This window comes from Microbulbifer mixtoriginis (SeqCode), from assembly GCF_052468275.1.
Genome location: NZ_CP174341.1, coordinates 4500092 through 4523689, shown reverse-complemented (window position 1 = coordinate 4523689; position 23598 = coordinate 4500092). Strand labels below are relative to the sequence as shown.

17 protein-coding genes are annotated in these 23598 nt (G+C 37.1%); 15 read left to right on the top strand and 2 right to left on the bottom strand.

Translation table 11 applies throughout. The annotated features are described in order from the left end of the window. Positions 1-98 precede the first annotated feature (98 nt). Positions 99-2366 carry a glycosyltransferase family 2 protein gene (locus tag ACJJIC_RS19745; RefSeq protein ID WP_445357712.1) on the top strand — a complete coding sequence of 756 codons (2268 nt, stop codon included), beginning with the start codon at positions 99-101 and terminating at the stop codon, positions 2364-2366. 485 nt (positions 2367-2851) lie between these two features. Here ACJJIC_RS19745 and ACJJIC_RS19740 read toward each other — a convergent pair whose 3' ends face one another. After that, on the bottom strand, positions 2852-3064 hold the full coding sequence (locus ACJJIC_RS19740) for an integrase core domain-containing protein (RefSeq protein ID WP_445357867.1): 213 nt from the start codon (positions 3062-3064) through the stop codon (positions 2852-2854). Positions 3065-3834: 770 nt separating this feature from the next. Beyond that, positions 3835-3987, bottom strand: coding sequence for a hypothetical protein (locus ACJJIC_RS19735; RefSeq protein ID WP_444908827.1), 153 nt, complete (start codon positions 3985-3987; stop codon positions 3835-3837). Between the two features lie 401 nt (positions 3988-4388). On the opposite strand from ACJJIC_RS19735, the gene ACJJIC_RS19730 reads away from it, so the two are divergent. The 14 genes from ACJJIC_RS19730 to ACJJIC_RS19665 all read left to right on the top strand — a co-directional run bounded on the left by ACJJIC_RS19730 (position 4389) and on the right by ACJJIC_RS19665 (position 23486). Then, positions 4389-5180: an ABC transporter permease gene (locus tag ACJJIC_RS19730; protein WP_444908828.1), complete on the top strand. Its 792-nt coding sequence runs from the start codon at positions 4389-4391 to the stop codon at positions 5178-5180. Then, on the top strand, positions 5177-5872 hold the full coding sequence (locus ACJJIC_RS19725; protein WP_445357711.1) for an ABC transporter ATP-binding protein: 696 nt from the start codon (positions 5177-5179) through the stop codon (positions 5870-5872). The genes ACJJIC_RS19730 and ACJJIC_RS19725 overlap by 4 nt, the downstream gene beginning before the upstream one ends. A 38-nt stretch (positions 5873-5910) precedes the next feature. Beyond that, positions 5911-7137 carry a KpsE/RkpR family capsule polysaccharide export protein gene (locus tag ACJJIC_RS19720; RefSeq protein ID WP_445357710.1) on the top strand — a complete coding sequence of 409 codons (1227 nt, stop codon included), beginning with the start codon at positions 5911-5913 and terminating at the stop codon, positions 7135-7137. 82 nt (positions 7138-7219) lie between these two features. Beyond that, positions 7220-8863, top strand: a complete 1644-nt coding sequence (locus ACJJIC_RS19715; RefSeq protein WP_444908831.1) for a polysaccharide biosynthesis/export family protein — start codon at positions 7220-7222, stop codon at positions 8861-8863. Between the two features lie 138 nt (positions 8864-9001). Continuing rightward, a complete protein-coding gene (rfbA, locus tag ACJJIC_RS19710) occupies positions 9002-9916 on the top strand; it encodes a glucose-1-phosphate thymidylyltransferase RfbA (RefSeq protein ID WP_444908832.1) in 915 nt (304 codons plus the stop codon). 232 nt (positions 9917-10148) lie between these two features. Next, entirely contained in the window at positions 10149-10712 is a 564-nt protein-coding gene (locus tag ACJJIC_RS19705) for a hypothetical protein (RefSeq protein ID WP_444908833.1), read from the top strand. Between the two features lie 15 nt (positions 10713-10727). Next, entirely contained in the window at positions 10728-11849 is a 1122-nt protein-coding gene (gene wecB, locus ACJJIC_RS19700) for a non-hydrolyzing UDP-N-acetylglucosamine 2-epimerase (RefSeq protein WP_444908834.1), read from the top strand. Between the two features lie 77 nt (positions 11850-11926). Continuing rightward, positions 11927-13207, top strand: a complete 1281-nt coding sequence (gene wecC, locus ACJJIC_RS19695) for a UDP-N-acetyl-D-mannosamine dehydrogenase (protein ID WP_444908835.1) — start codon at positions 11927-11929, stop codon at positions 13205-13207. Positions 13208-13277: 70 nt separating this feature from the next. Beyond that, positions 13278-17111, top strand: a complete 3834-nt coding sequence (locus ACJJIC_RS19690; protein WP_444908836.1) for a glycosyltransferase — start codon at positions 13278-13280, stop codon at positions 17109-17111. Beyond that, the gene (locus ACJJIC_RS19685; RefSeq protein ID WP_444908837.1) at positions 17104-18261 is read left to right on the top strand and encodes a glycosyltransferase; all 1158 of its coding nucleotides are present in this window, start codon (positions 17104-17106) and stop codon (positions 18259-18261) included. Before ACJJIC_RS19690 ends, ACJJIC_RS19685 begins: the two co-directional genes overlap by 8 nt. A gap of 45 nt (positions 18262-18306) precedes the next feature. Continuing rightward, positions 18307-19803 (top strand): heparinase II/III domain-containing protein, encoded by a 1497-nt coding sequence (locus ACJJIC_RS19680; RefSeq protein ID WP_444908838.1) that lies wholly within the window; start codon positions 18307-18309, stop codon positions 19801-19803. 17 nt (positions 19804-19820) lie between these two features. Next, positions 19821-20759, top strand: coding sequence for a hypothetical protein (locus ACJJIC_RS19675; protein WP_444908839.1), 939 nt, complete (start codon positions 19821-19823; stop codon positions 20757-20759). A 164-nt stretch (positions 20760-20923) separates the two neighbouring features. Next, positions 20924-21898, top strand: a complete 975-nt coding sequence (locus ACJJIC_RS19670; protein WP_444908840.1) for a hypothetical protein — start codon at positions 20924-20926, stop codon at positions 21896-21898. Between the two features lie 154 nt (positions 21899-22052). Then, positions 22053-23486 (top strand): mannose-1-phosphate guanylyltransferase/mannose-6-phosphate isomerase, encoded by a 1434-nt coding sequence (locus tag ACJJIC_RS19665; protein ID WP_444908841.1) that lies wholly within the window; start codon positions 22053-22055, stop codon positions 23484-23486. Positions 23487-23598 lie beyond the last annotated feature (112 nt).

Here is a 23598-nt window from a genome sequence, read left to right as displayed (position 1 = left end):
GTAAAAGTCGGCTCTAAAAATTATTCTCGCTGAACTGCTAATTGAATACTGTATATTCAGATTATAAGTTACTCAGTTGTCTAATTGGATTGTTTGTGGTGTTCAAGTTAATAAAATCGTGGTTTCATTCTGATTTGGCTCCTAGGCTAAAGCCTGTAATAGGGGTTGAGTGTATTAAAGAATCGGATAAAAATTTTGAGTGGAAATCTATAGATAACGACCCACAATTTACTATCGAAGGCTCTACCTTGCATTCTGGTTGGTACATGATCGAAATTGTACTGAGACATAACCAGGCTAGCATAGATTCCAAATTATATGTTGATTATGGAAATGGATTTAATGAGGCAGATAGCTTTTTTATCCCGATAAAATTTGGCCGGGTTACGAAACGGCTCATTTATTTCACATCACGTACACGCGCTCTCAGATTTGATCCTCTGGAAAGCACAGGAATGTTTTCTGTGAGCCATTTCCATTTGGTGAAACTCTTCCCTCAGTTTGCAAAAGATAGGCTGTCACAACGCTTAGCTAACATGCACTTTAAATTTAGGAATATAAATAAGAGTGATGTCCTAAAAAAGATTAATGCTGAAGCCCGTGAGAAGTCTTGTGCCTGGCAGGATATTGCTCTCAACTACTATGAAAAAACATTTGTTAAAAAACGTCAGACTTATGATTATTCTGAGTGGATTGAAAAAAAAGAAATAAAAAATATTTATCCACGTGAAAATTCTTACGATATAACGGTAGATGCCAGTCATCCCTTGATCTCAATTATACTTCCTGTCTACGATACAGATATTCGCCTATTGAGAGACTGTCTAGAATCAGTAATTGGGCAAAGTTATAACAACTGGCAGCTATGTATTGCCGATGATTCCTCTCGGAAACAAGAAGTAAAGGAGTGCTTAGAGGGGTATCAACAACAAGATAGTCGTATTAGAGTCTCCTTTCGAACCGAAAATGGACATATTTCTGCAGCGAGCAATAGTGCTTTATCCTTAGCGAAAGGAGACTATATTGCATTGCTTGATCATGATGATGTTCTGGCGTCTAATGCTTTACAAAGTATAGTAGAAGCGATTTCGCAAAATCCACAAGCTTTACTGTTTTATAGTGATGAAGACAAAATTGATGAATATGGTGAACGTTTTGATCCTCACCTAAAACCAGGTTGGAATCCTGATCTTTTACTTTCACAGAATTATATTTGCCATCTTACTGTGCTCAAGACGAGCTTGATAAAACAAATTGGTGGTTATCGAGTAGGTGTGGAGGGCAGTCAGGATCATGATCTACTGTTGCGTTGTATGCCACATCTTGATTCCAACAATGTGGTACATATTCCAGAGATACTCTACCACTGGAGAGCCATTAGCGGATCAACAGCACAAGAAAGTAATGCAAAGGGTTATGCCGCTACTGCGGGTTTACAAGCCGTCTCTGATTACCTAAAACGAGAAAAGCTAAGTGCAACGGCCGAGCCTGGAACTGCACCAAATAGCTATCGGGTCCGTTGGTCCATTCCTGAGCCAGCTCCGTTAGTGAGTCTTCTGGTACCGACAAGAGACGGCATTGATATCCTTAGGCCTTGTGTTGAGGCTATTCTTTGCAAAACCAATTACTCCAATTTTGAACTAATCATTTTAGATAACCAAAGTCGCTGCAAGGAAACGTTACAATTCCTTGATGAAATCAGAAACACAGATTCACGTGTATCTGTTCATCGGTGGGATCACCCATTTAATTATTCAGCCATTAATAATTATGGTGTAAGTTTAGCTAAAGGGGAAATTATAGGATTAATCAATAATGATATAGAGCCTATCAATGTCCTTTGGTTGACTGAGATGGTGAGTCAGGCAGTGAGGCCTGAAATTGGTTGTGTAGGAGCCAAACTCTATTACCCTAACGATACGATTCAACATGCCGGTGTAATTCTGGGAATTGGTGGTGTGGCTGGTCACTCACATAAATATTTTAGTCGCAATGAATATGGTTACTTCTCGCGCTTGCATTTGGTACAAAACCTTTCAGCGGTAACAGCGGCTTGTCTTCTTCTTCGTAAAGAAGTATTTGAGCACGTCGGAGGGTTAGATGAAGAAAATCTAGCGATATCCTTCAATGATGTAGATTTATGTCTGAAGGTTCGAGAAGCAGGTTATAGGAATTTGTGGACTCCTTATGCAGAACTCTATCATCATGAGTCAGTATCCCGTGGAGCGGACAATACACTCACTAAGCGGCGTCGAGCCCAAAAAGAGGCGGAATATATGCGTGACCGCTGGGGAGATCAATTGGATACAGATCCAGCCTACAACCCAAACCTGACGCTCGTGCATGAAGACTTTTCACTAGCATAGTTAAAGTTTCACATTGGGTAACATATTTTAATATCGTTGCGCTATAGCTTTAAAAGATGAAGTATTTTGAGAGTTTCATGCTGCGCTATCAATAAATTCATAATACATGATTTTTGAAAATATGAATTAGGATATGGGAAAAATATTATCTTTTTCAAGAAAAAGTTATCATAGTTTTATTTGCTAGCCTATGATAGACCAATCTATAGTTAATGTTATATAGTTCAAGTACTCTATAACAATAGTCTGTAGTTGGTTGTAAATGTAGCATTTAATATTTGATAATGACCAGAGACACATTATGGAATCTTGAGAGCTTACTTTAACCTGAGAGTAATGTTTCTTATTTTTGTGAATGCATTCTATCGAACATAAAAAAATGAAATAGAGCTGTCCTTTAATTTTCACGCTAGGGAATAATAAAGTTTTGCTAAAAAACTTCTAGCTGGAAATGGGACTTAACCCGCTTTTGCACACACCTAGTTTTAGCATTTCATTTTACACTCAAAATCTTGAGGTGAAACATACCCAATAGACGAGTGCGATCTCTGATTGTTGTAGTAACAGATATATTCGGTCACTATCGCTCTTAGCTGTTGTGCAGAATCGAATTCCTGGTGCTTAATACGCTCCGTTTTAAATTGGTGAAAGAATGACTCAATGAATGCATTGTCATTCATTTTCTTCACGCGATTCATACCCTGACAGATCCGATATCGGCGCAATCGCTCACGATATAGGCCCGATAAGTACTCTCTGCCACGGTCAGAGTGAAAGATCAGCTCCGGATGATGTCCACGGTTTCGTACCATCCTATCGATACTAGCCTGTTAGAGAGACATCCCTTCTATCGCTCAGGGACCAAGAGACAACCCTCCTACTGTAGCGATCCATGACTACTGACAAATACTACCAGCTGCCATCTCTGAGCTTTATATAAGTAACATCACCTATCCATAGCTGGTTCCGGCGCGTGATCCCGTATACATATCTGTAAGTACCCGACCTAGCCGTGTAGAGCTTCGATTGTACAGCCCTAAGACCAAGATTTCGAATGATCCTCTCCCCCTGCTTTTGATCAACTTTTATACCCTCTTTCCAGCTCCTGGGTGTTCTTGGGACTACCATAGCAGCCATCATGTCGGTTAAAAACTAATCTTATATGTGCAAACGGCTCACTATTTTCTTATCGACGTTCACATACGCCAGGGTGGCGCCAGTAATTGTATCCATCAGGGTGACGTCATAGATCCAGCACATCATTGCGATACTGTGCTTCTCCCGGTAATGATTGATGAACTCGAAGATTTCCCTTTTTGTTGTAAAGAGAATCGGATGGTTTTTTTAAAAGGGCGTGCTCTTATTGAAGCAGATTATGCTCCCGCTCCAGTTTCATGGGACGCTTCTGCTCGGACTTTACCTCAGGACCTATGTTTATATTTTTCTTCTTTGCCATGATCTGCATCCGTCACATTTCTATGCACCAACAATAAATCATCACTTCATGGATATCGAGAGCGTCAGCCACGTGCTTCACTAGTACACCGGGGATATCGATTAGATATACGGCTGTTGCTTTAAAATCGTCATCATAACGGTTGTAGTGCTTTCTTCGTGCCATAAGACACCTCCATACCAGTTAAGTGGAGGTGCGTGCAAAAGCGGGTTAGGCTCCAATCACCATGATGAATATTATTAATTCATTAGTTCTTTATGAATTAGGTAGTACAATTTCGAAGTTGTTTTAAGTGTCATACTACTTGATGAATTTATAGAGAGGATGGATTCCGGTATTACCAGTTACACAAATAAAATTTCTACATCACAAATATCATCCTATAAAGATCACATCCACGCCATTAAAAAAACCAAGGAACTAATAAGGTTTATTTAGGTGGAATGTGGCGCCAACTTGAGATTTAGGTGGCATTCTCAGGAATATTCGCTATATATATGTGTACCCTTAGCATCACTCACAATAATAAGAGTGTTATATAGAACGATATTCAAGAAATATTATCTATGAACCCTATAGCCAAACGTTCAAACTGGCAGATCCAACGGGATGTGATATATTCACTCCTTATTCGCGAGATGAAGACCCGCTTCGGTAAGTGGCGGCTGGGATATGCTTGGGCGTTACTAGAGCCTGCTTTACACATAATGGTGTTGGCAACCATCTTCAATTTAATTGGAAGAAATTTTTATCCAGGTATCCCAACTACATTGTTTATGCTTGGTGGTATTGCACCATTTTTGTTTTTTAGTCACTGTTTATCAAAAGGAATTGCGGCCGTATCATCTAATCGTGGCTTATTCAATTATCGGCAATTGAGACCCTTTGATACTGTAATAGCAAGAGTCTTTTTAGAATTTTCAGTTTACATACTTTGCCTGTTTACTCTAATGATTATACTTGCTTGGATTGGGATTTATGTTCCTTTTGGAGATATACTTTTATTATTTGAAGTAAATATTTTATTTTTTTGTTTCTGTTTTGGTCTTAGTTTGGTGTTATGTGTACTTGGTGAAAAGCATCCCGAGGTGTCAAAAGTAATTCCTCTGGTGAATAGGCCTCTTTATTTTATTTCTGGGGTATTTTTCTCACTGGAGCAAGTCCCAGAGGAGTACCATCAGTATTTACTTTGGAACCCTTTATTGCATGTTATTGAATTTACAAGAGAAGGTTTATTTGCGTCCTACGAAGGTAAATTTTCTAATTTTGAATATTTGATTTTTTCTTCAGCAGGTATGCTTGCGTTGGGCTTATTAACTTACAGGGCTTATTGGAGAGATTTGGTGAGAAGTCAATGATCAAATTAGAAAACCTTACCAAGTCATACCGTACGCCCCATGGACGAAAGATCCTATTTCAAAATGTAAATGCTAATTTTCCAGAAGGGAAAAATATAGGTATTCTAGGAAGAAATGGAGTAGGCAAGTCGACTTTATTAAGAATTATGGGCGGAATTGACTACCCAGACTCTGGAAAAATTGTAACAGATAAAAGAATATCCTGGCCTATGGGATTGTCCGGCGGATTTCAAGGAAGTATGACTGGTAGAGAGAATGTTGCTTTTGTGTGTGGAATACATGGTGTTTGGAGAGAAGAGAAATGCAAAGTAATGAAACAGGTCCAAGAGTTTTCAGAAATTGGTAATTATTTTGATGCTCCAATAAAAAACTATTCCTCAGGTATGCGTTCTCGATTAGCTTTCGGACTGAGTATTGCCTTGGACTTTGATGTTTATTTAGTGGATGAGGTAATGTCGGTGGGTGATGCTCACTTTCGAAGAAAATGTGAAGCAACTATTGCTGAAAAACGAAAAAAATCTAATTTTATTATCGTGACACATGCAATGCCAATTTTAAGAAAAAATTGTGATGTAGGTATCTATATTGATGATGGTGGTGTGAAGATATGCAAGTCGATAGGAAAAGCGATTGCTTTATATCGAGCAGATATACCAGATTACTCAGGGGGGGAGAGAAAAAATAATAAGTAAGCGTTTAATGAATTAATATAAATAAGTCGATAAAAGCTGTGCAAAATTTAAAATTTAATTATATGAATGAAATGTTGCGGAGCATCACAGATAAACTAGAAAGGTCACTGGGTAATTTTACCCTATTAAGCAGTATTTTCATAAAAAAATTTAAAAAGGAAATTAGAGCATTACTCTTTAGGCATATTGGTTTTTTGTTATTCGTACTTATGCCAGTATTTCTGGTAGCTGTTTACTATGTATTTTTTGTCTCTGAGCGATATATAAGCATTGCACAGTTGATAGTCAAAGATACTACATCTTCTCAGGGGGTATCGACTGGCTTAGGCTTTTTGATTCCTGGAATAGGGAATGATAATCAGGATTCTTTTCTGGTAGTGAACTACATTCAATCACTAGATATGGCTTTGTATTTAGACAATGAATTGAAGTTATCAGAATACTACAAAAGCAATAAGCGTGATATATTTTCTCGCCTATCTACTGATGCTACTCAAGAAGAATACCTAGAGTATTATCGAAATCACATAGTAGTAAATCATACTGAAACTACTGGAATAATCACTATAGAAATGCAGGCCTTCGATCCAAATTTTGCACGGCTACTCATTGAAACGGTAATACTGAAATCTGAGAACTTTGTTAATGCGCTGAGTAACCAACTTGCTGATAAGCAAGTAGACTTCGTCGAGAATGAGGTGGAACTTGCGCAGAGCAAGCTCCGAATGTCAAAGCAGGATATTTTGGATTTCCAAAATAGTAATAATGTGGTAAGCCCTGAAGAGCTAACAAAGGGAATCAGCAGTATTATCCAGAGTTTGGAGGCTCGTTTGGCCGAAGAACGCGCCAAACTTACAGCCGCTAAAACGTATCTAAATACTGACTCATCACAAATAATTTCAATACAAGCAGAAATTGGCGCCTTGAAAAATCAAATCGAACTAGAAAAAGTTCGATTGGTTGGTATAGGTGACGAGAAAGGTGAACAGAGACTCAATACATTAGGTGCACACTTTCAGAATCTAGAATTAGATCTACAATTTGCAACTGATGCTTACGCAGCATCACTTAAGGCTCTGGAAAGTGCAAGAATGGAAGCTTCTGGTAAATTAAAACATCTAATGGTTGTAACACAACCATCACTCGCTGAAGAGGCAGAATACCCACATAAGATTTATAACTTAGTGAGCCTCACAATAATACTTTTACTATTGTATGGCATTGTAGTTATGCTAATAGCAAGTATAAGAGATAATCGCATATAAAAATATATGTTAAATGTAATACTAATTCTGGGTGTGCGGTTTAAATATGAATCATCTATAAGCTAGGATGCTCAATTGAAAAATGAAACTTACCAGTGAAGATAGAATTAAATATTTCGCATCTATTTTTATTATATTCAGTGTTTTCTCATGTGGTGAGGTCTTTGCCCTAGAAACACAGCTTATAGACAAAATAGAAACAAGTGAAAAAAACCAATCTGAAGTTCCCGTTTTTGGGAAAACTCTTTTTCAAGGTGGATTTAAGGATCAACCTTTCAACGGATTTAACCCTGATTATAGAATAACAATTGGAGATCAGATTAACTTGCAACTATGGGGAGCATATAGCTTTAGTGCTACTTTACCAGTTGATCCTAAGGGAAATATTTTTGTACCAGAGGTGGGCCCAGTACATGTTGGAGGTGTTCAAAACGGAGATCTAAATGATTTTGTTCTTCGCCACGTAAAACGGGTTTTCAAAAACAATGTACAAGCTTATGCGAACCTTGAGGCTAGCCAGCCTGTAAAAGTATTCGTCACTGGATATGTGAATAATCCAGGGCTATATAATGGTTTTAGTTCCGACTCTATCTTGTACTACTTGGATAGTTCTGGTGGAATAGACGCCGAGAGTGGTAGCTTTGTCGATATAAAGGTGATTAGGCAAGGGGAATTAATACAACAGGTCAATTTGTATAATTTCTTAGTCGATGGTGTTATGCCAGCTTTGCAGCTGCGTAGTGGTGATGTCATTGTAGTCGGGGCCAGAAAAGGTTCTGTTACTATCGATGGAGCCGTTCAACAGGCTGCGCAATTGGAGTTCTCAGGTCCTTATACTCAATTGGGTGAGATGTTGCTGGTCAGTAAACCAGATCCACAAGCCAACTTCGCACGTATCACGCAAATTATTGATGGAGTACAACAAGCTTACTATTTACCCTTATCTCAGGCGATGACAACTCGACTGTATCCTGGTGCAGAGGTCGAATTGGTGCGTGATAATGATGTACGGTCAATATCAATCTTAGTTTCTGGAGAACTAAACGGACCCGCTACATATATACTGCCTTATGGTGCCACGCTTCATGAGTTATTGATTCAATTAAGTTATCGTGAAAATGCTGATCAAAAATCGATTCAACTCTATCGGAAAAGTGTGGCGGAGAAGCAAAGAGCAGCACTTGGTAGATCCCTTGATGCACTCCAGATGGAAGTTTTGACCCGTCAGCCTACTACCGATCTTGAAAAGGACTCTCAAAAAGATAATGCTTTAATGATTCAGAATTTCATCAAGCAAGCTCGTAAAGCAAAACCTAGGGGACAGGTTGTTATCGCAAATAATCCAAAAGCTTCTGATATGTTACTAGAGGATGGCGATGAAATAATTGTCCCTTTAAAAGCTTCTACAGTGTCCATAGTTGGCGAAGTGATATTTCCAACATCTCTTATTTATAATAAAAAATATACTTTGGAAGACTATATAGAACTAGCTGGTGGATTTGCTAATAATGCCAATCGTAATGAATTAGTAGTATTACATCTGGATGGAACAATTACGCGTATTGAAGATAGAGATTTTGATAATCGCCTTGGGAATCGGTTGCGTCCCGGAGATGAGATTATGGTGATGCCAAAGATAAACGCAAGTGAATTGCAGGTGACAAAAGATATCACAGAAATCTTGTATCGAATTGCCGTTGGAACCGCAGCTGTTCTATCATTCTGAGGTTAGGAGTGTTAAAAAAATTTTTTATTCATATGATACTACTTGATCTATAGAGACAATTAAATTAACTGATTTTCAATATAAATGTAGTACAACATATTTTGACCCTGGCGCTAATCTAAATATGCTGGAGGAATTGTGACTGCGACTCATTATGGGCGTAGAGGGATCATATTAGCCGGTGGTACTGGAACCCGGCTCTATCCACTGACCAAGGGTATCAGTAAGCAACTGATGCCTGTATATGACAAGCCAATGATTTATTATCCACTTACCACATTGATGTTAGCAGGTATTAGAGAAATTCTAATCATCACAACACCTCAGGATCAATGTCTTTTCAAAGCACTATTAGGAAATGGTGCACAGTGGGGAATAAATTTAAGTTATGCAATTCAGAGGTCTCCAAATGGATTGGCTGAAGCATTTATAATCGGACGTGATCATATTGGCAACAATCCCAGTGCTCTCATTCTTGGAGATAATATTTTTTACGCGCACCAATTTAGTGATCTGTTGAATAGAGCTAATGCCAGACTCCAGGGTGCCACTATATTTGGATATAGGATTGCAGATCCAGGTGCTTATGGTGTTGCTGAATTTAATCCAGAAGGTAAAGTTATTAGTGTTGAGGAAAAACCAACAGAACCAAAATCAAACTACGCCATCACCGGTTTGTATTTATATGATCATAAAGCTTGTGAATTGGTGAGAGAGATTAGACCAAGTAATCGTGGTGAGCTGGAAATTACAGATCTAAATCGAATGTATCTAGATAGAGGTGAATTAAATTTGGAATTAATGGGGCGAGGTTCTGCCTGGTTAGATACCGGTACTCATGATAATTTACTAGCCGCTGCACACTTTGTACAAACCATTGAGCGTCGTCAGGGGCTAAAAATTGCCTGCCCAGAAGAAGTGGCTTTTCGTAAAGGTTTTATTTCAGCTGATGAACTTGAAACTCAGGCTCGATTGCTTATGAAAAGTGGCTATGGAGACTATTTGATGCGTTTACTTGGCGAGTCAGTGCGAGATCATAATTTTGGGCGTTAATTTTTTCAAACAATAACATTAAGCAAAAAATTTAATTATTTCCACTGTAATAAAATTTTGCAACTTAAAAATTATAAATAATTGTTAGAATATAAATCTAGCACGATCAAGGTTGAATTACCTTTAAGTGAAGAGTGTTCTATATATTCGTTGAATCTAACAGCTCATTTCAAATTTAGAAAAGTTCTTAAAAATTTTGTTGAATAAAAGTTAAATAAAAGTCTTAAATGAAGTGGTCAACAGTGTTTCCGTTAATATAAATAAATTTAACTTAATTTTGGCAACTAATTCATTATTGGTTTCACCTATTCATGGTAAAAAAGCAATGAATGAGAAGTACCAAGTTCAGTTATTGAAAGATACTCCACTATTTGATGCTGAGTGGTACCTATCGCATCATTCTGATGTAGAGAGTATCAAGCTAACACCAGAGCTACATTACTTACGCTACGGCTGGCGTATGGGGAGAAGTCCATCCGCTTTATTTTGCAGTGCAAGTTATCAAAAGAAATATCCAGATGTCGCCCAAAGCAATGAAAATCCTCTTATTCACTACCTGCGATTTGGTAGACGTGAGGGTAGGGAAGTTCAGCCAGTAAGGCAAAGTAACTGGAATATCAAAAATGATGAAAGCGTTAACATATTAAAATATAGAGAGAGAAGTTTCGAAAATGACACCGATAATATTGTGGAATCACAATTAAAAGAGACTCAATGTCTACTGGAAAAGTATGTAAGACGTTGTCAAGAACTTGAGTACTTGATTATTGATGAAAAGGGATCAGATGTGATTTAGTAAAGGAATACTTGTATGAAAGTACTTATTGTTTTTGGTACTCGCCCCGAAGCGATAAAAATGGCGCCATTATCCTTAAGGCTTAAAGATGATTCTAGATTCGAGACCAAGGTTTGTGTGACTGCACAACATCGTGAAATGCTGGATCAAGTACTCAGCTTGTTTGAATTGAATCCAGACTATGATCTTAACTTAATGAAACCAGGACAGAATCTTGCTGACCTGAGTGCAAATATTCTAACAGGTGTAAGCAGAATAATTACTAAAGCCAACCCGGATATGGTTTTGGTACATGGGGATACTACAACTACTTTAATAGCAAGTTTAGCTGCTTATTACAATAAAATTCCTATTGGCCATGTAGAAGCCGGCCTACGTACAGGGAATCTTTACTCACCCTGGCCAGAAGAAGCAAATCGAAAACTAACAGGGTCTCTGGCTACTCTACATTTTACACCGACGGAAAATTCAAAAATAAATTTACTAAATGATGGAGTAAGTGAAGATCAGATATATGTAACTGGAAACACAGTTATTGATTCTTTGCTTGAGGTCGTACGCAAACTTGATAACAATCAATCCCATTATGAGGGATTAACTAGAGACTTCAGTTTCCTAGATGATACAAGAAAATTAATTTTAGTCACTGGGCACCGTCGTGAGAGTTTTGGTGGTGGATTTGAACGTATATGTAAGGCACTTGTTGAAATTTCGAAATCTCATCCTAATACTCAGATAGTTTATCCTGTACATTTAAATCCAAATGTACGGGAGCCTGTAAATCGCCTTTTAAAACATATAGATAATATCTATCTTATTGACCCTTTAGATTACTTGCCATTTGTATATTTGATGAATAGATCAAATATTATTCTAACCGATTCTGGGGGAATCCAAGAGGAGGCACCATCTCTAGGTAAGCCTGTTCTAGTAATGCGTGATACGACCGAACGCCCCGAAGCATTATTGGCAGGTACGGTAAAGCTAGTAGGTACCGATACCTCAAATATTACTAGTGAACTATCTAGACTTCTCACCGATGATGATGAATATAAAAAGATGAGTTATGCTCATAATCCCTATGGAGATGGGCAAGCATGTAACAGAATAATAGAATCTCTGATTGAATTTCAGTGATATTTTGAGTGATACAGGGAACTTCATGAAACTGCCATTTCTAATGGCACTTCCAATGAAAATTAATAGGAATATTTATGGAATTCGAAACCATTTCTGTTATTGGGCTGGGGTATATCGGATTGCCCACAGCTGCTGTAATTGCTTCCAGACGTAAGAAAGTAATAGGTATAGATATAGACCAGCATGTGGTTGATACCATAAATAAAGGAAATATTCATATCGTAGAACCTGAATTGGATATGATCGTCCATGCCGCGGTAACTGAAGGCTTTTTAAATGCAACGACCAGGCCTCAAGCCGCTGATGCCTTTTTGATAGCCGTACCAACACCATTCATCAAAGAATCTGAAGGAAATATTCATAAAGCGGATCTTAGCTACATTGAAATGGCTTCTAAAGCATTAGCTCCCGTATTAAAGGTTGGAGATTTAGTGGTATTGGAATCAACTTCTCCTGTAGGAACAACAGAGAAAATGTCGTTATGGCTTGCGGAGGCTAGGCCAGATCTGACATTCCCGCAAACTCATGGTGAGCTATCCGATATTCGAATAGCATACTGTCCGGAGCGAGTATTACCCGGGCATGTGGTTCGTGAATTAGTTGATAATGATCGTGTTATAGGGGGTATGACTCATAAATGCTCCGAAGCGGCTAAAAATCTTTATCAGATATTTATCGAAGGTGAGTGTCTGATAACTACAACCAGAACGGCTGAGATGACCAAGCTTACGGAGAACAGTTTCAGGGATGTGAATATTGCTTTTGCCAATGAATTATCTGTTATTTGTAATAAGCTAGGTATTAATGCCTGGGAGCTGATCTCACTTTCTAACCGCCATCCACGTGTCGATATCCTTCAGCCAGGTGCCGGTGTCGGCGGACATTGTATAGCTGTAGATCCCTGGTTTATTGTTGATTCGTGTCCTAAAGAAGCCAAACTGATACGTACTGCCCGTGAGGTTAATGACGATAAACCAAAGTGGGTTATTAATCAAGTTAAGGAACATCTAAAGAAAATTCAAGCAGAAAAATCAGGTTATACCTATGGTGATATTACAGTTACCTGTTTGGGGATCGCCTTTAAACCAGATATTGATGATCTTCGTGAAAGCCCGGCCCTTAATATAGTGAATGCAATTGCGACTTTGGGTTGTAGATTAAAAGTGGTTGAACCAAATATTGAGAACTTGCCCAAGATGCTCGAACATTCGAACGTTGAGCTTTCTACTTTAGAGAACTCACTGAATGACGCTGATGTTGTATGTATATTAGTTAAACATAGCCTATTTTCAGAGCAAAAAAGCCTATTAACAAGCAAAAGTAATCTGATAGACGCGGTTGGCCTTCTCGCCTAAGGGTTGGACAGATTAATTAAGTAAACATAAACGGATTTTACAGTTTACTAATCACTGGACAAAATATTTTATGGATGTGCTGTTAAAACACGCTGAAATGCTCTCAGAACATTCACTAAGCAGAGTGTATTCATCAGTACCTGGCCGCATAGCCTATATAGTGAGCCATGGAGAAAGTTATGCCAGTAATGGTTACGCGGTTCGTACACAAGAAGTAGCTAAATCATTGAATGAGCAAGGTTTTGATACTCTGTGTTTTGTACGTCCTGGAAGACCATGGGAATTAGGTTCACTGAAGAATAACGTTGCCCCTGAAATAGTGATTGATGGAGTCCGCTATATACACAGCCGTTGGAAAAAAAATCAAGCTCCAAATGACGAAAGAGATCATCTCGAATCTAGTGTTGCTCGTTTTTGTGAGCTTTTTAAAATTTATAGACCCGAATTTGTATTAGCTGCGTCAGATTATATTGTGGGACTTCCAGCATGGGTTGCTGCTAAGCGCCATGGTATACCTTTTTATTATGAGGTGCGTGGATTCTGGGAATTGTCTCGAGCTGCTCGAGAACCAGGATTTGATAAAACCTCCTTATTTAAAATAGAGGCAGAACGTAATACATTCGTTTGTAAGAAAGCTACAAAGGTATTTACACTTAATCATTTGATGAGAACTGAATTAAGTGTTCGTGGTATAGAAATTGAAAAGATTAATATTCTTCCTTTAGGAATTAATAGGTTACCTATAAAAAAGCATGCTGACCCCGAAGTAAAGAAAAGATTAGGTATAGATCCAGATGATATAGTGATAGGCTATATAGGTAGCTTCAATTCGTATGAGGGTATAGACACTCTTATAGAAGCTTGTAAAGAACTTAATCATCGGCGCGCTCATTATAAGCTTTTACTTGTGGGAGATGAGAACCCAACTAACCAATTGGTTCATTCACAACGTCAACTTGCAAACAAATCATGGATAATTCAGGTAGGCAGAGTAGAACATGAGAAAGTTGCAGATTATTATGCTCTAATTGACGTAATTGTAATTCCTAGAAAGAAATTTCTAGTATCTGAATTAGTATCACCAATGAAGGCTCTAGAGTCAATAGCGTTTGGTAAAAGGCTAGTCGTATCAGATGTGGAGCCACTATTAGAAATTTCTGCTAAGTATGATGGAGTTATTTCATTTGAAGCAGCTAATGTGACTAGCCTAAGAAATGGGATTCAACAAGTATTAAGTATGCCGGTATCTTCTAACAGGATACCATCAATGAATGAACAATTGAGTGTACTGGTAAATTCTTTACGAGAGAGATTTACTGACAATGTAGAGAATGTTTCCCAAAGTAGACCCTTAATTGATGTAACAGAACTTATTAATACTGCAAAAGAACTAATAGAACAACCTATAGATACCAAAATTGTTCCAGTTAATAAATGTGTAGCGTTTGTAGGAAGTTATAACCCGGATAATGTAAAAGAGGGTTATGCTAAGCGAATTATAAAAATGGCAAAGCTACTCCAAATAAGAGGTTATAAAATTTTCTGTTTTATTAGATCAGAAAATAGATTGGATAAGGGGACAAGTTCTGAGTTATATAAAAGAGAACTAACGATAGATGGAATATCACATATTCTATATGATGAAGTTGGTAACAGATATGTAAAGAATAATAAATCTTACTTACAAGCAGAAGTTGATGCTTACATAGAGATGTTCAAGATTCATCGTCCATCTATCCTAATCGCCTCAGGAAATTTCTCAACATCTTTACCAGCTATAATATCAGCAAGAAAAGTTTCCCTACCAGTGATTAAAGAGCATTTGTTTTATGCAGATGCATTTATTGATGAAAGTACTTGTTCATATTATTCGAATATTAATTTCACTGATAAATATAGAATCGAGAGAACTTGTGAAGAATTTTCTGACTACAGTTATTATCTATTTCCAAATGATCCGGATAATAGAGATGCATTTTTAAAACTCATCAACAGAATTGAAGGGTCTTCAAATTACAATGACCCAATAAAGGTTCTTTCCCCCAAAACAATTTTTACAATAAGTCAAACAATCGATAGTAGCGGTCTATACTATCTTGAATTAGAGGTTAATGATGAAACTGGTGGAAACTCAAAGGGTATAGTTGCTAGTTTTAGATTCTTCGATAAAAGTGGTAAACAGCTTAAAGGTAAAATATCTGGGTTTGCTGCTTCAAAAGCATACCCCCACTACCAATACGTGGACACAACTAAAGAAAAGGGGGCTTTGAGGCTACTAATATTTACTATTCCTGAGAATTCAAATTATTCAAAGGTAGAGGCAGATATTGTTGCTTTTTCTACAATTGGAAAAATTCAAATACAAAAAGCAAACCTTGGAAAAGTACGCGTAGAGGATACTGCTCGTTGGCTTAGTCAAAAAATGCCAGGTACGCATTGGGTTAAGGCTATTGAACCATTTATTCATAAAGAGGGCGCTACAAGTTTGAGGCTTGCCCTATTGAGCTACAAATATAATGTCTCGGGACACAAAAATGATTTGAATCAGCTCAATAGCGCAATTCAGGAAATGGTTGAGTTAGATCGAACCTGGGTACCAAATCTCATTCAAAATGACAGAATTTTAAAAATTAGAAAAAACGAGAAATTAACAGTTGCTCATCTACACAAAACTGCATATCCATATGAGAATACAGGTGGAGCAATCCGCTGCCTAAATACGGTTCTTTCACAACAGAGAATTGGTATTGATCCTTTTATTATCTCACCAGTAGGGTATCCAAGATCTGCTGGCATCTCGGGTGTGAGAAATTATGAAAAAATAGAAGGAATAGAACATTTTCGCATTGGTGCAAATACAGAAGGTTTGAGAGGCATTTCACTTGCTGATCGAAGCAGTTATTCAGCATTTCATATCGCTATGATCCTTAAAGCACGTGGTGCTCACTTAATTCATGCTGCATCAGGTGTTCGAGGATATGAGTTGGCACTTCAAGCGCTAGCTATAAAAAGAGCTACTGGCTTGCCTCTCTTATACGAAGTCCGTTCATTTCACGAGCATACCTGGACTTCTGTTCGTGGTGATGTGATGGAGCTAGAGAAAACAAAGTTGCGAATAATTAAAGAAGACTTTTGTATGTCTCAGGCAGATTTCGTGACCACAATTTCATATAGTATGAAAAAAATTCTGATTGAGAGAGGTGTTGCACCAGAAAAGATTGGAGTGATACCAAATGCAATTGATGAGACAAAATATCTCGGAAAAAAATTTAAGCCTGTAGAAATACCTGAGTTACAAGGTGCCGATTATGTGGTTGGATATATTTCAAACATGTCCCGTCGAGAAGGACATCAATATTTAATTCGGGCAATTAAAAGACTACGTGAAATCTCTGGATTGAATATTAGAGGCCTTTTGGTTGGTGATGGTCCCGAACGACAAAATTTACAGGACTTAGCTGATCAATTAGAACTTTCCGGAATTATTCATTTTTCTGGTGAAGTTGATCATAGTTTGATTAATTCTTACTACAAAGCAATTGATCTATTTGTTATTCCACGTATCCCAGATTATGCTGCGGATTGGGTTACCCCGCTCAAACCCTACGAGGCCATGGCTTTGGAGAGACCAATCATAGTAACAGACCTGCCTGCTTTAAAGGAAGTTGTGGGAGAGAACGGAGATAGAGGATTAATTGCAAAACCTGCAGATGTAAATAGCCTTGTCGATCAACTACTAATTTATATTAATGATCCAGCTTTGAGGCAGAATAAGGTAAAAATAGCCAAAGATTGGGTCTTTTCTGAACGTACCTGGAGTGCTAATGCTATTCGTTATGAAACAATCTATAAAGGGCTGGTTACACAGGTAAATATGATTAAAGAGGAAGTTCTTCATGCTTAAAGTTATTGATATACCAGAAAAACTATGGCAAAGCTGTGCTGAACTTTCAAAAAATAATAATGTATTAGAGTCGGAGCTGTTAAATACCAGTAATGATCATTGCGTCTTGGCCTATGGGCCTGTAGCACAGAGAAATCAATATCAAGCTTTATTATATTCTGCTCATACTGAATATAATGTTAGTCTTCTACCTATCCATAAACTAGATCTATGCGGCGAGATACCATGGCCCGGTAAAGTGATTTGTCATTTTCACTGGCTGCACGATAAAACAAAGTACGCTAAAACTGAAGATGATGCCAATAAGGCTGTAGTGTATTGGGAAAAACTAATCAGAAGAATTAAAGATAATGGTCATAAAATAGTGTGGACGGTACATAATGTAATGCCACATGAAACAGTCTGGATTGATCAAGATAAAAAAATACATCAATTAGTTGCAGATGCCGCTGACTCTGTGCATATCATGGCTAGTGATAGTGTAAAGCAGACGAGTCATTACTATTCACTAAATGAGAAGAAAACCTTTTTAGTTCCACATCCCAGTTATGAGGGAGCCCAACCTGATACAGTTTCACGAGATCAAGCAAGAAACCAATTGGGAATTACTGGTGGTGATTTTGTTTTTCTCTGTTTTGGGGCAATTATGGAATATAAAGGTTATGACCGATTGATGGAATCCTATGAATTTGTAAGGAAAAGGTCAAAAATTAAAACTTGGTTAATAATTGCAGGGCTTCCTACCGATGGTCGTTTAGTTGGAGAGATTAAGCATTGGGCTTCAGAGAAAGATGATGTAATTTTGGACATGACACCGGTCCCTAATGATAAGTTACAGATATATTTTCGTTCAGCCGATTTAGCTGTTTGCCCCTACTATCGGACAATGAATTCCGGTGCTGCTATGATGGCCATAACTTTTAATACTCCTGTGCTTGGGCCAAATAGTGGTGGTTTTCAAGATCTTAAGCAATGGGGATTTTGTGTCACTTTTGACAATTGTGTTGATGATTCACTTGCAGAACAAATGTTGTTGTATACAGACAAAAAAAATATTTCACTGAATGTTTTTAGTGAATCCAAGAAGTCTCTTTCCCCTTCTTATGTTTCGCGATTATTTTTCAATAATATAAATAAAATGGTGATCTAGTTGGTGGAATATAAGCCTTCTCCATATGTGTCCTGGATTAAACACTTGGACGATTATATTGATAATGACAAAGTCATCTCTTTAATGAATAGCTGTACAGAGATTCTTGTCCATCCATGCCATAAGCCATTATCGATTGAATCAGAAAATGATGTCTATCAGGCTTTGGATAAAGAGGACAAGACTATACAGCTCTACTTCTACTCTTTTGCTTGGATTATTCCAGTCATAGAAAGTGGTGATTCAGAGAAAACTATAGTTGCCTTACAAATTATTCATAAAGTACTGAATATAACTCCCGAAGAAGAACGAACGGGAGCTTGGAACATGCTGTGGGATGATCATGCAATATGTGAGCGTTTGTGTGTATTGCTTGAAATAAGAAAATACACTGATTCATTAAACTTTGATGATCAACTTTCAAAAAAAATTGATTTTCATGTGGATGAAATTAAAAATCGGTTAAATGGTTTTATTAAAGATGATAAATGGAGCAACAATAATCACAGAATTTTTCATCTTTTAGCTGCGTTTATACATTCTGAATCTTCTGGAGATATTATTAGAAAGGAAGAGTTAAGACTTTGCATAGCTGATTTTATTGATTCTTTGATAGATCGTGATACAGGTTTTGCTCTTGAACAGTGTATTACGTACTGTTTTTTTGACATAATTGCTATTAAGAACGTAATAGAAACCATGTCTCGTCTTTCAGCTGAACTAGATTTTGATATAGGGCTGATTGAGAAAAACATGAATTATCATATGGCTTCTTTATCATTTCCTGATGGAACGCTCCCAGCTTCCGGTGATACAACACTTGGTAGAACTTTAAGTAATCATCAAAAAAAATTTATACCTGAAGCAGATCAATTGGTCTCTCATTGGGAACGGCTTGATAAAATAGGATATTTTCGGGGTCGGGCGAATGATGATACTGTGCATTTCTTGACACTGTCTCACAATGCAGAGAGTGCTCATGGACATCATTCACCTCTTCATACAGATGTTTGGTTTCAGGATTTTGGAGGTTTACTAGTTGACTCAGGTGGACCTTACAAATATGGCTCTAAACTTAGATATGATTGGTTTAAAGCTGCTAATGGTCATAATTCATTGGCAGTAAAAAATGATAACCATCAGGATATTATCGATTTATCCCTTGTGGCTTTACTGAATCGAACAGGAATTGTAGGTCATTCAAAATCCAAATCATCAAATCACCTTAGATCGATTTATGCTTATAGTGACACAATAATTTTTCATGAGTCTATCTCATCCGATAATGATTGGGAATTATATTATAACTTTGCAGAAAATTGTGGATTAAGACAGATTCGAGAGGGTGTATTTGAAATAAGTAAACCTGATTGTATAAATAGAATTATCCTTCGACTTACCATGGACAATACGGATATTAATTTCCTAGAAACCGAGCGTTGTGTAGGCCATTCCAAAATAATTAGAGCACCTTCATTGGTAGTTAGTTCATCTGCCAATGAAAGTAACTTTTTTTTCGTCTGCACTAAAGTCTCTTGTTAGAAACTATTGGTATTCTTATGGGTTTGAATAATTTTTTTAGTCTCCTAAAAGGTTATCTCTTCAATCCAGAAGTTTTCTGGCCTGATGACACCCTGTTTCATAAGAGAAATCGCGAAAAGATTTTGAAATCCATAAATAATATGAGGGATTTTAGTAGGCAGGAGATTGTTGATCAGCTTATAGAAGATCTAGAGAAAAGATTTGAAAATAAAAGTAAAACTCTTTATATAATAAGTTGCGGCTCTTCAGGGTGTGATTTACTTGGAGAAATCCTTTCCTCTATCGGAAACTTTGATCTGATTAAAGAGGTTTATTATCCTCCTGCTTTACTTTCTCTCTGTGGAGGAAGAGGTACTGGTCTATCAGAAAAAGAAAGAAAAATGCTTTTTGATCTGGTGAGCTACTTTCCTTCTTCGGGGCTGCGAGATAAAAACTATAATATCGTACCAGTCAACATTATGCATTTAAGGGATGATACACCAACAACTTTTGTGAAGGATATGGGAGAGAATCATTTAATACTTTTGATGAGAAACCCATTTGATATTGCTTATTCAAGATCTTTTAGAAAAGATGTTTATAGAGTTCAAATAGATCCAGAGGCCTCCGATAGAGAGTATTTAATTAAACAAGTAAATAATGTTAAACGTTTTTATCATCTGGCATTTGAAGAAGAAAATAATTTCGATGATATTGTTCGCTATGAAGATTTAATTACAAAAACCTATTCTTCTGTTTATGATGTGCTTTTTCTAGCTAAGACAAAATTTCCGGAGGCTTGGAAGGCAAGAGACATATTAATAGAGACTGGCGGGCATGTTGAAAATGATTCATCTATAAATTTTGACTCTAAGAAAAAGGGAAAACTTAATACTGATTATTCAAATATATTTAAAAACGAGTTGGGAGAACTTGCTGGTTACCTAGGTTACAAATATCCAGGCTATATTACTTGAATAACTATTATCCATAAGTTTTTAGACTTGTGTCGAAGCTTAATATTTTTTTAACACTTTTAATTGCCGACCATAGATTACTTAATGAATAGAATGAGCTGGACGCATTATTTTTTTTCACTGCAAGGTTATATGGTAATGAATATATTTAAAAGTGGGTTGATGTGAGAAAAATATATTTGCATATCGGTACACATAAAACAGGAACTTCATCCATTCAGAAGTTCATGTCAGATAATTACTCAAATTTAATCAAATATGGTTTTCTATATCCAAAAGTGGCAAGAGTAAGCCATGGGTCTCATCATAATTTACAGTTTCAAATAACAAATGATCCACGCTATAAAACTAAGTTAGGAGGGTGGGTTGAGTTACTGAAAGAGATTAATGAATCAAATTGTGAAAATGTAGTATTAAGTTGTGAAGCATTTTCAACTTTACAAGGGGGTGATCTTATGCCCCACTATATCTATAGCTTTGCACAAAAATACAGATTTGATATCGATGTCATATGTTATCTAAGGCCTCAATATGAACTGATAGAGTCCTTGTGGTTACAGGAAACTAAATCAGGACAGAACATATTATCTATCGATGACTATGTAACAAAACAGCTTCCAAAACCTAGATTCAATTATTTTGATTTATTACGTTCTTGGTCCAGTTATTTTCATACTACTTTTTTTTCTTATAATAGATGCATTAATGGCGATGGCGTTTTACCTTGTTTTCTTTCTACCATAGGAGTGCCATCAATCTACTTAAATACATCGCAAGTAAATGTAAATAATCGGGTTAGTTTCGAATTAACAGATTTGATCAGAAGACTTACGTCACGTTTTTGGAAGCAGGGGCTCTCAAAAATGGAAACTGAACGCTGGGCTCATAAATTCAGGAAAAAATATTCTGATTTTGGTGAAGAATATGGAGTCTTATCACACGCTAATGTTTTAAGAATATATGATCAATGTAAAGTTTCTAATGAAAGAGTTATTGCTAAATATCCATATCTTAAAGGTGATTTCGAACCATTTTTAAAAGAGAGAAAAAATGAAATAACAATGAAACATGAGTTTTCAGCAAGGGATGAATTCCTGATTGATTTGATTGTAGATCTTAGTTTAAAAAAAGAAAAGTAAGTAAAAAACACTTTATTTTATAAGTTTTCGTTAAATCAATTTGTAGGCGGTTCTTTTTTTTATATATAAATATGTTCATTGATTTTTGTATGAATTTAAAATTTTATGATTAGGGATGTTGATTCTAAATAATTACGCTAATTGGAGGAGTGCTGTGCATATCGTGATAATAGCCGGTGGTTCGGGATCTCGTTTATGGCCTGTATCAAGAGAGGCAAACCCTAAGCCATTTATAAAAATGAATGATGGGCTTTCACTTCTTCAGAAAACATTCCTTAGAGGAATTTCTATAGATTCCGTGGAAAGTGTTACCACAGTAGCAAATACGGAACTTTTTTTTCGTATTGAAGACGAGTATCGTGAACTATCACCCACCATACCACTTCATTATTTATTAGAACCCTGTGGACGTAATACTGCACCTGCGATTTATTCTGCAGCTTTGGAGTTACAGCTTCGCTATGGTAGTGATGCATTGATGTTGGTCCTTCCAGCTGATCATTTGGTAAAAAATCAAGATGCCTTCATAGAAGCAGTTTCATTTGCTTCAGAGATAGCTAATGAAGGTCGTCTTATTACATTTGGTATTCAACCAACACGTGAAGAAACGAGTTTTGGTTATATAGAAATTGCTGAGGGATGTGACACTTCAGGTCGACATGCATTCAATGTAGAGCGCTTTGTAGAAAAGCCAAGTCATAGCTTGGCTAAGCAATACTTTTCCAGTGGGCGCTATTTATGGAATTCAGGCATGTTTTGTTTCCGTGTAGGTACATTATTGGAAGAGATGACTACTCACTCACCAAGTCTTGCTAAGAGTGTAGATAGTGCCTTCGAATTCTGTCATCGCAGTGAGGGGAGAGGTTGTACGTTGGCTCGGTTTGACCCAGAAATTTTTGCCAGGGTAGAAGACGATTCCATCGATTATGCACTGATGGAGAAATCTTCAAGAATATCTGTGGTTCCTTGTAGCTTGGGTTGGAGTGATATTGGCTGTTGGCAAGCCATGTCTAAACTGGTGGAATCAGACAGCAATGGAAATCGAGTAATCGGTATTGCTGAACTTGAGGATTGCTCTAATATCTATATTCAAAGTTCATACCGACTAACGGCTGCGGTAGGTGTTGAAGATCTTATGATTATCGATACACCTGATGCCCTACTGGTAGCTAATCAAGATAGTAGTCAGAAAGTCAAGCAAATAGTAAAGCGTCTTAAGGATAGCGGTGGAGAATTACATCATCAACATGTAACTTCGCATCGACCCTGGGGAACCTATACCGTTTTAGAGGAGGGCGAAGGTTTTAAGATGAAGCGTATTGAGGTCAAGCCTGGAGCTTCTCTGTCTTTACAAATGCATCATCATCGAAGTGAGCATTGGATTGTTGTAAAAGGCACGGCTAAGGTAATCAATGGTGATAATGATATTCTTCTGAGGACCAATGAATCTACCTACATCCCAGCTGGGCATCGACATAGATTAGAAAATCCTGGAATAATTCCTCTCATTATGATTGAAGTGCAAAGTGGAGAATATTTGGGAGAAGATGATATTGTACGCTTCGAAGATAGTTATGGGCGATGTTAATTATGTCAAAAAAAGACAAACATAGAGAATTTAATTGTGCTATTGTCCAATGCAATTGTATTTAATTAGATTGATTATTTTTTGAAACTTAAAAGTTATTATGATCAATAAA